This window comes from Streptomyces sp. B1866, assembly GCF_031932565.1.
Lineage (GTDB): Bacteria > Actinomycetota > Actinomycetes > Streptomycetales > Streptomycetaceae > Streptomyces.
In genome coordinates, this window is record NZ_JAVSCF010000033.1 from 25,228 (window position 1) to 36,647 (window position 11,420).

The 11,420-nt window shown below is 75.7% G+C and carries 9 protein-coding genes; 5 read left to right on the forward strand and 4 right to left on the reverse strand.

Features of this window, described 5'->3' with window-relative positions:
* The first annotated feature begins 218 nt into the window (after nt 1–218).
* Nucleotides 219–986 carry an IclR family transcriptional regulator gene (locus tag RKE29_RS07745; protein WP_312004323.1) on the forward strand — a complete coding sequence of 256 codons (768 nt, stop codon included), beginning with the start codon at nt 219–221 and terminating at the stop codon, nt 984–986.
* Nucleotides 987–1,140: 154 nt separating this feature from the next.
* On the opposite strand, the gene RKE29_RS07750 is transcribed toward RKE29_RS07745, so the two are convergent.
* Together RKE29_RS07750 and RKE29_RS07755 are read right to left on the reverse strand one after the other, a co-directional pair.
* Nucleotides 1,141–1,587 carry an SPW repeat protein gene (locus RKE29_RS07750; protein ID WP_312004324.1) on the reverse strand — a complete coding sequence of 149 codons (447 nt, stop codon included), beginning with the start codon at nt 1,585–1,587 and terminating at the stop codon, nt 1,141–1,143.
* Between the two features lie 182 nt (nt 1,588–1,769).
* Nucleotides 1,770–2,720 (reverse strand): DUF1963 domain-containing protein, encoded by a 951-nt coding sequence (locus RKE29_RS07755; RefSeq protein ID WP_312004325.1) that lies wholly within the window; start codon nt 2,718–2,720, stop codon nt 1,770–1,772.
* Nucleotides 2,721–3,303: 583 nt separating this feature from the next.
* Between RKE29_RS07755 and RKE29_RS07760 the strand changes: the two genes are divergently transcribed.
* From RKE29_RS07760 to RKE29_RS07770, 3 genes are all read left to right on the forward strand, one after another.
* Nucleotides 3,304–3,927: a winged helix-turn-helix domain-containing protein gene (locus RKE29_RS07760; RefSeq protein ID WP_312004326.1), complete on the forward strand. Its 624-nt coding sequence runs from the start codon at nt 3,304–3,306 to the stop codon at nt 3,925–3,927.
* Between the two features lie 104 nt (nt 3,928–4,031).
* Nucleotides 4,032–4,571 (forward strand): hypothetical protein, encoded by a 540-nt coding sequence (locus RKE29_RS07765; protein WP_312004327.1) that lies wholly within the window; start codon nt 4,032–4,034, stop codon nt 4,569–4,571.
* Between the two features lie 382 nt (nt 4,572–4,953).
* Complete coding sequence (locus tag RKE29_RS07770; RefSeq protein WP_312004332.1) at nt 4,954–6,225, forward strand: sensor domain-containing protein; 1,272 nt, start codon at nt 4,954–4,956, stop codon at nt 6,223–6,225.
* Nucleotides 6,226–6,295: 70 nt separating this feature from the next.
* Here the strand turns inward: RKE29_RS07770 and RKE29_RS07775 are convergent, their stop codons facing one another.
* Complete coding sequence (locus RKE29_RS07775; protein ID WP_312004328.1) at nt 6,296–7,477, reverse strand: hypothetical protein; 1,182 nt, start codon at nt 7,475–7,477, stop codon at nt 6,296–6,298.
* A gap of 445 nt (nt 7,478–7,922) precedes the next feature.
* Entirely contained in the window at nt 7,923–10,265 is a 2,343-nt protein-coding gene (locus RKE29_RS07780) for an Orn/Lys/Arg decarboxylase N-terminal domain-containing protein (RefSeq protein WP_312004329.1), read from the reverse strand.
* Between the two features lie 355 nt (nt 10,266–10,620).
* Between RKE29_RS07780 and RKE29_RS07785 the strand changes: the two genes are divergently transcribed.
* The gene (locus RKE29_RS07785) at nt 10,621–11,280 is read left to right on the forward strand and encodes a response regulator transcription factor (RefSeq protein WP_312004330.1); all 660 of its coding nucleotides are present in this window, start codon (nt 10,621–10,623) and stop codon (nt 11,278–11,280) included.
* Nucleotides 11,281–11,420 lie beyond the last annotated feature (140 nt).

The window sequence follows — 11,420 nt, forward strand, 5'->3', positions numbered from 1 at the left end:
GCCGCTTGCAGGTATGTTCCGAACGATTGGCAGGTGCAACGCCGCGCCGTAAAGCTTCCGTTCAGCGGCTGTGGCCACCTGGCGTCGGTGAACCGTATGTTCACCGGCAGCGGGGCTGACCTCCCCGCGCACTTACCAGCTTCGCCGGGGGATCGCGGCTGTTGTGAAACACGCCCGCCCCTGGGCGGCCACACACTCGCGAGAGGGAGGCCAGGGGGATGGCGGGTAATACACAGCAGGTCGGGGTGTCGGTCACGAGTCGAGTTCTGGCGGTCCTCGGAACCTTCGACGTGCGGCACCAGAGCCTGTCCCTGACGGAGATCGCCCGGCGGGCCGGAATTCCCACCGCCACCGTGCACCGATTGCTGTCCGAACTGGAGAAGTGGGGGGCCGTCGAGCGCGGGGCCGACGGGCGGTACCGCATCGGGCTGCGCCTGTGGGAGCTGGGCAGCCTGACCGCCGCCCGTACCCGGTTACGGGAGGTCGCCCTCCCCTACCTCCAGGCCCTGCACGAGGCGACCAGGGCGCAGGTCTTCGTGGCGGTCGCCGACGAGTGCGACGTCGTGTACATCGAGCGGTTCGGGGGCGCGTACCCGCCGCGGGGCGACGTGACCTCGCGCCACCCCGTGCGGCAGCCCATGGACCAGTCGGCCGCGGGGCTCGCCCTGCTGGCCTACCGCGAGCACCCGCAGCCGCGCCCCGCGGGCCGCGCGGACGCCAGGGGGCTGCACGAGATCCTGCGCACGGCGCGCCGGCTGGGCTGCGTGGTGCTCCCCGACGCCGGGGACCGGGGGGCGATGTCCATCGCCGCGCCGGTGCTCGGTGCGAACGGCGTCGCGGTCGCGGCCATGGGCCTGTCCGCCCGGGCGCCGCACCCCGTGCAGCGCTGGCGCGAGGCCCTGCTGTCGGCCGCGTCCGGAATGCACCGCATGCTGCTGGGCCGTGCCGACGACGTCATGTCCCCTGCCGGTTCCTCAGCCGGCTGAGGAACCGGCAGCGAGACCCGGCGGCAGCAGGACGGCCGCGTGATCCCCGAGTCATCCGGGGATCACGCGGCCGTCGCTTTCCCGGTCCGTGTCCGATGGCGTCGTCGGGAGCCGCGGCCGGTCCCGGCGCGGTGTCGTCTGGCGTTCGCCTCGCTCACGCCTCCCGCTTCCGGTTCATGCGCATGACCACCCCCAGCGCGATCAGGCCGAGCAGGCACGTGACGGCGCCCGTGATGACGTTGTTCCAGATCATCCCGTTGTCCGGGTGCCGCGTGACCACCCAGGGCGAGATGATCAGCCACACGCCGATCGCGGCCATGGCCCCGCTCAGCCCGTACATCCTGCTCGGTGCGATGGTCAGGCCGATACCCAGCGCGGCGATGGCCAGTCCGAGGACGAGGTTGTTCAGGGTGAGGTCGAAGCGGGCGCCGGAGAAGTGCACCACCCATGGGGAGATCGCCAGGTACAGGCCGGTGAGGAGCACCGGTCCGTCCAGGAGCATCACGTCCCGCTGGCCCAGTACGCGGTCGTACCGCTGACGGAGTTCGGCCGCGTCGGGGTGCGTGGTGAGGTCACTTCTGCGGTGTGAGACGTCGGACATCTGACTCGCCTCCTTAATGATCTGTCGATCCCTGCAAGTCGTCCGCGCGGTGCGGCACGGCGCCGCACCACCATTGTGCGCTCCCTGCCCAATTTTATAAGGAGATGTCCCATAATTTCTGATGATCTTCTAAGGGTGTGACGCGCTGCCACCCGCCCGGGACCGGCGGTAGCGAAAGGGGGTCAGGAGCAGTCCGCGCGGTAGGCGTACGGCCACTGCGGGCAGCGCGGGCAGACGAAGACGTACACCCCGCCCAGGTCGCCGATCATCAGGTCGTGCGCGCTCTGGATCGCGCGCCGCCGCTCGTACGGGACGTCGGTGATCCGCCCGGTGGGCGGCCAGTCCTCCACCGGCAGCCAGGTGCCCGCGGACTCGGCGTCGAACTCGGCGCTGTCGACCGTCAGCAGGTGGTCCATGCGGCGTCCGCAGCCCTCGCAGTCGGGCCAGTCGGGGTCCTGCGTCCAGTTCGGGTAGCCGCCCGCCTTGATGCCGGGGGCCACGGACAGCTGGTACCAGTAGGACCAGCCGGTCTCCTCCTCCAGCAGGTCGAACCGCTGCCTGAGCACGCCGTCCAGCTCCTCCGGCAGGTCCCACCGGGGGTACTCCACGACCTGCTCCGGGTGCAGCTCGCACGGCGCGGGCAGGTGGTCGTCCGGGGCGCCCGCCGGGTACGGCGGGTCGGTGAGCAGCGGGTGCGGTCCGCCGGGGCCGCCGCGGCCCTCGAACGCGTCGAACGCGTCGAGGGCGGCGCGTATCGGCGCGGAGGCCCGCCAGCGCAGTTCAGGCCGGGGCGAGAGGTGGGGCTCGTGCTCGTACGGGCACCACAGCAGCTGGAGCAGGTCCGCGCCCGGCGGCCAGGGCAGGGCGGGCACGTCGGCCGCGTACAGCTGAGCCACCGGCACCAGCGGCACCTTGCCGGGCGGCGGCGCGGCGAAGCCGATCGCCGGGTGGGAGTCGTCGCAGTACGGCCACGGGTCGCCGGCGGGCCACAGCAGCGGGCCGCCCACCGAGCTGTCGCGGACGCCGGGCTCGCCCTGGCGCGGGTGCAGCCGGGTCACCTCCCGCCGGTACGGGGCGACTTCGGGGAAGAGTACCTCCACGTCCACGGGGCGCGGCGGGGTGGTGCGGGTCATGTCGGGCCTCCGGACGGGGACTTCGCGTCGTCGCTGCCCGGCACCTTAGCGGCGGCGTGCGGTGCGGACGTTGCGCCCGGAAGAACGCCGGTCGGCGGGTGTTCCGGGAGTCCGGGCCGCGGGTCCGCGAGGCCTTCCCGGGAGCGCGTACGCGCGTGTCGTCACGACCGGGGCCGCGCGGCGTACGGCGGGGCCCGCGCGGGCGGTTCCGCCGCGGCGTGCGCGCGGTCCGGCCGGGACCCGCGACCTCGGAGGGCGCGCGCCGCGGGCCGTGCGCCGGGTGTCGGAGTCCACACGTCGGAAGGGTCGCGCAAACACACCGGTCGTCTGCTTCAATAGGGCCATGGCCAGCTTTCACGACACCGCGACGGGTCAGGGTCCCCTCGACCTTGAGCCGTTCTGGCCATCCCGGCAGGCGCACCACTTCGACCGTGGGTGTTGCCGCGCATCCGATGCGCGGGCCCGCTTCCTGGGCCGCTGACGCCACACCGTTCAGCGGCCCGGCACCGGTCATCCTTCCGGCAGCCCTGCCCGCGCGCACGACGTCCACCCGACGATCTTCCGCGCGAAAGAGCCGAGTTCCATGACGAACGTCCGTAGCCTGTCCGTCTCCGCCTCCACCGCTTCCGCCGCCCCGGCCGTCTCCCCCGCGGCGTCCGCCGCCGCCCCCGCCGCCGCACGCCACCCCGGCCGCCAGCGGCTGCGCGCGGTCGCGCCCGACGAAGTGCCGCCCGTCGCCGAGTTGCTGCACGCCGGGGCCACCTGGCTGCCCGCGCCGCAGCACGCCCTGCCCGCCCTGCCCGGGCAGCCGCCGATGGTCGGCTACCTGGTGCTCGTCCCCGCCGACCAGTCGGTGGCCGCGGGCCCCGGCGCCCCGGCCGTGCCCGTACCCGGTCCCGTCACCCCCGTCACCACGGGCGACGAGCTGGTGCGGATCGACCCCGAGCAGCGCACCGCGTACGTCGACGGCCGCCTGCTGGACCTGACGTACCTGGAGTTCGAGCTGCTGGCCCACCTCGTCGCCCACCCGCACCGGGTGCACACCCGCGACCAGCTGGTGACCACGGTCTGGGGGTACGGGCACGTGGGCGACGGCCGCACCGTCGACGTGCACGTCGCCCGGCTGCGCCGCAAGCTGGGCGCCGACCACCGGCACTCGATCGTGACGGTGCGCCGGGTCGGGTACAAGTACGTGCCGTCGGCCTGACGTCGGCGGGCCTCGACGTCGTACGGGCCGGGCGCCCGCCGTCTTCGCCTCGCGCGGGGCGGGCGCCCGGCCCGGCTGTCAGTGCCCGGGTCTAGGGTGAGGCCGTGGACCTCAACCACCTGCTGCCCGTCTACGACTTCCGCTCCTACTACACCCGGCGCGTGGCCGCCGGTCCGGACGCCGCGTGGCGGGCCTTCCAGGCTCTGACCATCGAGGACCTGCCGACCGCACACGTGCTGACGCAGCTGCGCGGGTTCGGCCGGGCGCGGCGGTCGGCCCCGGTGCGGGAGGGGTTCCCGATGCCTCTGCTCGCCGCGTCGCCGCACGAGGAGATACGCGGCGGCGTGGCCAGGTTCTGGCACGTCCGCCCGGTGCACGCCGAGCTGCGCGGCGGCGGCCCGGAGGCGTTCCGCGACTTCACCGAGCCGGGCTGGGCGAAGGCCGCCGTGAGCGTGCGGGCGGTGCCGGAGGCCGGTGGCAGCGTCCTGATCGCCGAGACGCGCGTGCGCTGCACGGACGCGGCGGCGCGGCGCGCCTTCGGGGTGTACTGGCTGCTGATCAGGGCGAGCGGCGGGCTGCTGCGGCTGGAGATGCTGCGGGTCGCCGCCCGGCACGCCGAGCGGGAGGCGGCCGTCGCGGCCTGACGCCACGCGGCGGCGGGCGCGCGCGAGCGCTGACGTCCGAGCGCTGACGTCCGAGCCGGGGGCGTGTGAGCGGCGGCTCGGCCCTTCGCGGCTTCCCGGGCGGGGCGGCGCCGTCGCCGGTGGCGGCCGTCCCCGCGCAGCTCGGCGTGCACCGGGCGGACGCGCCGCCCGGCGAGGCCCGGGGGTGGTGCCAGGTACACCAGCGGTACGCGGGCGGGCCCCCGTGACGGCGCACGGCGGGCCGCNCAGGTACACCAGCGGTACGCGGGCGGGCCCCCGTGACGGCGCACGGCGGGCCGCGGACACTGGTGGCCGGGTCCCGCGCGCCGCGCCCGGGCCGGGCCCTGACGCCGACCAGAGATCACCGGAGAGTGGGATGGGGATGAGGATGCGGAACGCGCCGGTGGCCGTCGCCCGGGCGCTGGCGCTCGCGCTCGCCTCGCTCGCCGGGTCCGTCACGCTGTTCGTCCTGACGGTGCTGTCGCTGTGCTTCATCCCGCTGGGCGTCGGCGTCCTGACCACCCCGCTGGTGCTGCGGGCCGTACGCGCGCACGCCGACCTGCGCCGCCGCCTGGCCGACCGGTGGTCCGGGCTGGCGATCCCCGGCCCGTACCGCCCGGAGCCGCCCGGCCTGCGCGGCGGGGTCGTCGGGCAGGCCGAGCGGTGCGGGTGGCTGCTGCGGGACCCGGCGACCTGGCGGGACGTGGCGTGGCTGGCGGCCGACATGACGGGCGGGGCGGTCACCGCCGTGCTCGGGTTCGGCCTGGTGTCTACCGGCGTGGAGGGGCTGGTGCTGGGCGCGGGCACCTGGCGGCCGGTCGTCCACGCGGGCGGCCCCTACTGGTACACCTTCGTCCGCGTCACCGGCCAGGGCACGGCCCTGCTCGCCGCCCTGGTCGGCGCGGTGCTGGTCCCGGTCGGCCTGCTGGCCGCGCCCGTGCTGCTGCGCGCGCACTTCCTGCTGGCCCGGGCCTTTCTCGCGCCGACCCGGCGGGCGGCGCTGACCGCGCGCGTGCGGCACCTCGCCGAGACCCGGTACGACGCGGTGGACGCCTCGGCCGCCGAGCTGCGCCGCATCGAGCGGGACCTGCACGACGGCGCGCAGGCGCGGCTGGTCGCCGTGGGCATGAGCCTGGGCACGGTCGAGGCGCTGATCGACAAGGATCCGGCCCAGGCCAGGAAGCTGCTGGCCGCCGCCCGCGCCGACTCCGCCGAGGCCCTGGCCGAGCTGCGCGACCTGGTGCGCGGCATCCACCCGCCGGTGCTGGCCGAGCGGGGCCTGGCCGACGCCGTGCGGGCCCTGGCGCTGCGCCTGCCGCTGCGCTCGGAGGTGGACGCCGACCTGCCGGGCCGGGCCCCGGAGCCCGTGGAGTCGGCGGCCTACTTCGCGGTCAGCGAGCTGCTGACCAACGCGGTCAAGCACGCGCGGGCCCACCGGATACGGGTGGACATGCGGTACGCGGACGGATCCTTGCGGATCTCGGTGACCGACGACGGCCGCGGCGGCGCCGACGCGGCGGGCTCGGGCCTGAGCGGCCTGCGGCGGCGGCTCGCGGCGTTCGACGGGGTGCTGGCGGTCAGCAGCCCGCCGGGCGGGCCGACCATGGCGACGCTGGAGATCCCGTGCGCGCTCGCCCCTGCGCCGTCGGGGTGACGGGGTCCGGTACGGGTCGCGCCGCCCGTGCGGGCGGCGCGACCGGTGCCGTCGGCGGACGGGCCGGCCGTCAGCTGACGGTCCAGCGGAACGCCTCGTCGTGGCTGCCGTCGGCGGTGCGGGCGGAGCCGTAGATCGCGCCGTCGTCGGCGATGAGGTGCAGGCTGCACCCGGTGTAGCCGTCCGGGGGCGGGATCTCGACGAGGCGTCCGGCGCGCCAGAGGAACCCTCGCTGCACGCCGTCCTCGTCCAGGCCGAAGCCGATCACCTCGCGCCGGTTGTTGACGGCCACGGCCCAGCCCTCGTCGCCGCCGAAGCCGCCCAGGTCGGTCGTCCGGCCGTCGGCCCACAGGACCGGGCGGCGCACCCGGTCGCCGGGCAGGTAGCTGGCGCCGACCACGTCTCCCTGGTCGTTGAGCGGGCGGCCCAGGTAGGAGACCTGGCTGGAGGTGCCGCCGAGAGTGCCCAGGTCGGTCAGGGTCCCGGCGTCCCAGCGGACGGCGCGCGGGTGGCCGTCGCGGGCGGCGTCGGCCGCGACCTGGCCGCGCTCGTTGATCGCGCGCGGCTCGGCCCCGCCGCCCAGCGGGGTGGTGGTCCCGTCCTGCCAGACGAATCCGCCGACGCCGCCGAGGGCGACGCCGACGACCTGGCCGCGGTTGTTGAGCCCGTAGGTGTGCCCGGCGCCGAGCACGGAGGGCATGGGCACGTCGATCAGGGTGGGCCGGCCGTCGCGGTACAGGTAGAGGTGTTCGTCGGTGCGCAGGAGGAAGTGGCCGTGGTCGTTCAGCTCGCCGGGCTGGGCGAACCGCTCGCGGCCGGGGGCGCCGAGGTCCACCGCGCGCGGCACGCCGCGCTCCCAGAGGACGGCCGGGGCCACCGCGCGCGGGTCGCCGGGGAAGAACTCGACGCCCAGGACCTGGCCGCGGTCGTTCAGGTCGCCGGACAGCGGGGTGCCGCCCGGTGTCAGCGGCGGCAGGACGGTGATCCGGCCGCGGTCCCACAGCGCGACGCGCCGGTTGTAGTCGCCGAACCGCCACGCGCCGAGGACCTGGCCGCGCCGGTTCACCCGGTGCGCCTGCTCCAGGACCACGGGCCCGTCCGCGAGCCGGGTCGCCGTCACGCGCGGTGCGGCGGCCGCCACGCCCGTACGCCGCGGCGCGGCGGTGGCCGGCGCCGCCGCGCCCAGGCCCGCCGCGGCGCCCAGTGTCGCCGCGAGCAGTGTGCGGCGGCCGATCCGTCTCTGGTCAGGCATGGTGTGTCCCCCGTACCCCGGTGTCCGTTGATGTCTTTGCCACGGTCGAGGGCAGGGTGGCACGGCGGCGGTCCGCGCCGCACCCGGGGACCGCCGGATCACGCCGACCCGGAGCGGCACCGGGGCGCGGCGGGGCCGCGGGGGCGGACCTTCCGTTCTTTCTCAGCCGGGTGACAGGCGCCGGTGGCGGCGTGTTCCGGTCCGGATGAGGAGGCGCCTGTTCCGGTCCGTCGGGGTGCCGGGGGACGTCGTCGCGCGGGCCGCGGCGCGTTCCCCGGCGCCGGGCGGGTGGGCCGAGGGTGACCGAAAAGCGTCCTCGTGCGGTCGGTGTTCCGGGTTCCCGTGTCCGGCGGCATTCTGCGTGACGGCCCGTGGCGCCGGGTCGGGGCGTCCGGTCGCGGCGCCCGCCCGGGCCGTCGCGCTGGCGATGCCCGGCGCGTCCGGATCAGGGCCGGGCGGCGGCCTCGCCGTCCTCGCGTACGCACTCGATCAGATAGTCGCCGGTGTCCGGATCGAGCGTGACGCCGTGGGTTTCGCTGTGGAAGCCGGGGAACGCCCGGTCGAAGGACTCCAGGGCGTGCAGGTAGCGCAGCAGCGGGCCGTCCTGGGCGCCGACGGACTCGCCCGGCATCAGGACCGGGATGCCGGGCGGCGTGACGGTGACCATGGCCGCGGCCACCCGCTCGGCGGCCTCGGCGATCCGTATCCGCTCGGTGCCGCCGCGGATCAGCCGCTGGTAGCACTCCTGCGGCGAGGCGACCGGCCGCGGCAGGTCCCGGAAGGCCGTGTCCAGCAGGGTGGTCAGGGCGGCCTGGCGCAGGTGGTCGTGCATGGCCTGGCACAGGCCGCTCAGGGTCGCCCCCGCGTACCGCCGCGGGTGCCGCGCGACCAGCTCGGGCAGCACCCGGTCCAGTGGCGCGTCCTCGTCGTACAGCGCCTTGAAGTCCATCAGGGCGTCCAGCAGGGTGCCCCACTTGCCCTTGGTGATGCCCATGGAGAAGAGGACCAGCGTGGTGTAGGTGTCGGTCTTCTCCACGACGATGTTCCGCGTGGCCAGGTACTCGGTGAGCACCCGCGCGGGAACGCCCCGCTCGGCCGCCTCGCCGCGCGCGTCGATGCCCGGGCAGGTGAGGGTCACCTTCACCGGGTCCAGCAGGCACCAGCCCTCGGCCAGGCCGGGGAAGCCGTGCCAGTCGGCGTCCGGCGCGAGCCGCCAGCAGGACGGCTCGCGGCGCAGCAGCTCGGCGGGCGCGTCGGCGAAGGGGAGCCGGGCGCCGGTGGCCGGGTCGGTGACGGTGTCGGGCTGCCACACGCCGAAGAACCATGCGGGCCGGTCGCCCGCGGCCGCGACGCGCCGCCCGGTGCGCACGACGGCCTGGCGGAAGCGGATCGCCTCGGTGACCGCCTCGTCGATCAGCCACTGGCCCTGCGGGCCGTCCATCATCCCCGCCGCCACGTCGAGCGAGGCGATGGCGGGGTAGAGGGGCGAGGTGGTGCCGTGCATCATGAACGCCTCGTTGAAGCGCTCGTGCTCCACCGGGGCCCGCGGCGCGGCCCGGACGTGCACCATCGCGCTCTGCGAGAGGGCGGCGAGGAGCTTGTGCGTGGACTGGGTCGCGAAGACGGTGGGGCGCTCGGGGCCGGGCAGGGCGCCGGCGTCCACGGACATCCCGTAGCGGCGGGCGTAGAGCGGGTGGAAGCGCGCGTAGGCGAACCACGCCTCGTCGAAGTGCAGCCGCGGCGTGCTGGGCGCCAGGGCCCGCGCGACCTCGACCGCGTCGTAGCACAGGCCGTCGTAGGTGGAGTTGGTGACGACCGCGTACTGCGCCCCGGGCGACACCGCGCCGCGCGCCAGCGGATGGCCGGCGATACGGCCGGCGACGGCCGCGGCTTCGGTCTCGGCGGGCGGCAGCGGCCCGGCCAGCCCGTAGCCGTTGCGGGTGGGCACCAGGTAGACCGGGCGGGCGCCGGAGAGGACCAGGCCGTGCAGCACGGACTTGTGGCAGTTGCGGTCCACCAGCGCGATCTCGTCCCGCGCGACGCAGAAGTGCCCCACCAGGCGGTCCGCGGTGGAGTCGCCGTGGAGGACGAAGTACGTGCGGTCGGCGCCGAAGACGCGGGCCGCGTTGCGCTCCGCGTCGCCGATGGGGCCCGTGTGCTCGTAGAGCGAGCCCAGCTCCCCGACGGAGATGGACAGGTCGCTGCGGAACAGCCGCTCGCCGAAGTAGTCGAAGAAGGCGCGGCCGACCGGGGACTTCAGGAAGGCCACGCCGCCGGAGTGGGCCGGGGTGTGCCAGGAGTACTCGTGGGCGTCGTCGAACCGCCGCAGCGCCTTGAAGAACGGCGGCAGCACCGCCTCCCGGTAGGCGCGCGCCGCGCTGACGAGCCGTCCGCCGATGAACGCCGCCGTGTCCTCCAGCGGCCACACGTAGCCGACGACGGTCTCCGCCACCCACAGCGGCAGCCGGCCGGGGTCCTGGTCGGCCTCGTCCGCCATGACGAGGAAGACGGGCAGGTCCTTGAAGCGGCGGCCGATCTGGCGCAGCACCGCGGCGCCGCCCGGCTCGCCCTCGGCCTTGCCGCCCGGCGACAGGTCCCAGGCCACCGCCGCGGCGGCGATGCCCGCCTCCGTGCGCAGCACGGCCTGTGCGTCCGCGCCGGTTCTCGCCCAGCGCACGTCGAAGCCGCGGGACTCGACCACCTGGCGGATCCGGCGCAGCTGCTCGCCCGCGGCCCCGTCCCCGAGCGGATCCTCGCGCAGCGCCAGCAGCACCGTGCCCTCGGCCATCGTCGTCCCCCTGCCCCCGCTTCGGCCCGCCCGTGCGGCCCGCCTGCCGCGCCCCTGTGACCCGCCGGAGCGCCGGGCCGTGGAATCCCGCCGGACAGCGGGATGCTTGTCAGTCAGTATTCGCGGGCGGCGGGCGCGATCACGGGCCTCGGCCGCCAAACCACTCGCCCGAGGGAATCGGGTACGCGCGGGGAACGAGCGAGGGGCGCACAAGGAGTTGCGCGCTCCTAGCGCGAGCGCTGTGTGCGCTGGTCGCGGACTGCCCAGCGGACCGCGGCTCTGCCGCCACGCGCTCCCCCGCTACATTCGGCGGTGTCCCGGCCCTCCGCCTCTCCCCCACCTCCGGAGCCGCACCGTGCGCGTCGTCCTCGCCGAAGACCTGTTCCTGCTGCGGGACGGCCTGGTCAGGCTGCTGGAGGCGTACGACTTCGAGATCGCCGCCGCCGTCGGGAGCGGGCCCGAGCTGGCCCGCGCCCTGGCCGAGCTGGACCCGGACGTGGCCGTGGTCGACGTGCGGCTGCCGCCGTCGTTCACCGACGAGGGGTTGCAGTGCGCGCTCGCCGCGCGCCGGGCGCGCCCCGGGCTGCCGGTGCTGGTGCTCTCCCAGCACGTGGAGCAGCTGTACGCGCGCGAGCTGCTCGCGGACGGCAGCGGCGGCGTGGGCTACCTGCTGAAGGACCGGGTGTTCGACGCCGGGCAGTTCGTGGACGCGGTGCGGCGGGTCGCGGCGGGCGGGACCGCGATGGACCCGCAGGTCATCTCGCAGCTGCTCGCGCGCCGCTCCCAGGACCGGCCGATGGCGGAGCTGACCCCGCGCGAGCGGGAGGTGATGGAGCTCATGGCGCAGGGCCGGTCGAACGCGGCCATCGCGGCCCAGCTCCACATCACCGAACGGGCGGTCGCGAAGCACACGTCCAACATCTTCGGCAGGCTCGGCCTGCCGCCCTCGGACGACGACAACCGGCGCGTCCTGGCGGTGCTGGCCTACCTGGACCAGGGCTCCGGACGGGGATGAGGCGCGCGCCGGGCCGCCGGCCGCCGGCGCGCGCGTAGAGGCGATCCGGCCCGGCCCGCGCGGACGGCCGGCACCGCCCTCCCGTACGGCCGCGCCGCACGGCCCTCCCCTACGGCCGCGCCGCACCGCCCGCGCGTACG

Coding starts and splice junctions, on each gene's coding strand:
- RKE29_RS07745 (WP_312004323.1), top strand. CDS start 219: ATGGCGGGTAATACACAGCAGGTCGGGGTGTCGGTCACGAGTCGAGTT.
- RKE29_RS07780 (WP_312004329.1), bottom strand. CDS start 10,265: ATGGCCGAGGGCACGGTGCTGCTGGCGCTGCGCGAGGATCCGCTCGGG.
- RKE29_RS07775 (WP_312004328.1), bottom strand. CDS start 7,477: ATGCCTGACCAGAGACGGATCGGCCGCCGCACACTGCTCGCGGCGACA.
- RKE29_RS07760 (WP_312004326.1), top strand. CDS start 3,304: ATGACGAACGTCCGTAGCCTGTCCGTCTCCGCCTCCACCGCTTCCGCC.
- RKE29_RS07750 (WP_312004324.1), bottom strand. CDS start 1,587: ATGTCCGACGTCTCACACCGCAGAAGTGACCTCACCACGCACCCCGAC.
- RKE29_RS07770 (WP_312004332.1), top strand. CDS start 4,954: ATGAGGATGCGGAACGCGCCGGTGGCCGTCGCCCGGGCGCTGGCGCTC.
- RKE29_RS07755 (WP_312004325.1), bottom strand. CDS start 2,720: ATGACCCGCACCACCCCGCCGCGCCCCGTGGACGTGGAGGTACTCTTC.